1 protein-coding gene is annotated in these 590 nt (G+C 43.2%); it reads left to right on the forward strand.

Annotated features, from left to right (window positions below; all coding sequences use genetic code 11):
* Positions 1-590 (forward strand): transposase (locus H5200_RS23380; RefSeq protein ID WP_182762884.1); only part of this gene is annotated, 590 nt, incomplete at both ends.

Raw genomic sequence — 590 nt, forward strand, 5'->3', positions numbered from 1 at the left:
CAGCCAGCAGTTAAGCAATTAAAGCAGCAGCTTGATAAATTGAATACCGACAAATCAACAGACGAACAAACGATTAAGTTCACCGCAGACAGTGGGTTTAATAGCGAAGCGAACCTTGAATACATGGCGAAAAGTGGCTTTGATACTTACATTGCGGATAACCAATTTAGAAAACGAAACCCGTTATTTAAAGACAGCGAAACCTATGAAACAGAGCAAGAAAAACGCCGACTAAAACGCAGTAAAGGTAAGCCACGGTTATTCACCTCAGACGACTTCCATTATGATGAGACGACACAAACCTGCCGCTGTCCAGCAGGCAATGACATGTGGCGAAGTGGTATCAATGTAAAAAGCCACAACCAAAAATACACGCGATTCTGCGGTTACTTAAAAGATTGCAAAGTATGCTCACTGCAACAGCAATGCATGCGAAAGCCACCGATAAAAACAGGGCGGCAAGTACAGTTTAAAAATGATGAATCGCGTAAAAAGCTAAGCTACATCGACAAAATGAAGGTCAAAATAGACAGCCCAATCGGGCGACGACAGTACAGCAAACGACTTGGCTGTATAGAGCCAGTGTTCGG

Source organism: Pseudoalteromonas sp. SG43-7 (genome assembly GCF_014164295.1).
Classification (GTDB): domain Bacteria; phylum Pseudomonadota; class Gammaproteobacteria; order Enterobacterales; family Alteromonadaceae; genus Pseudoalteromonas; species Pseudoalteromonas rhizosphaerae.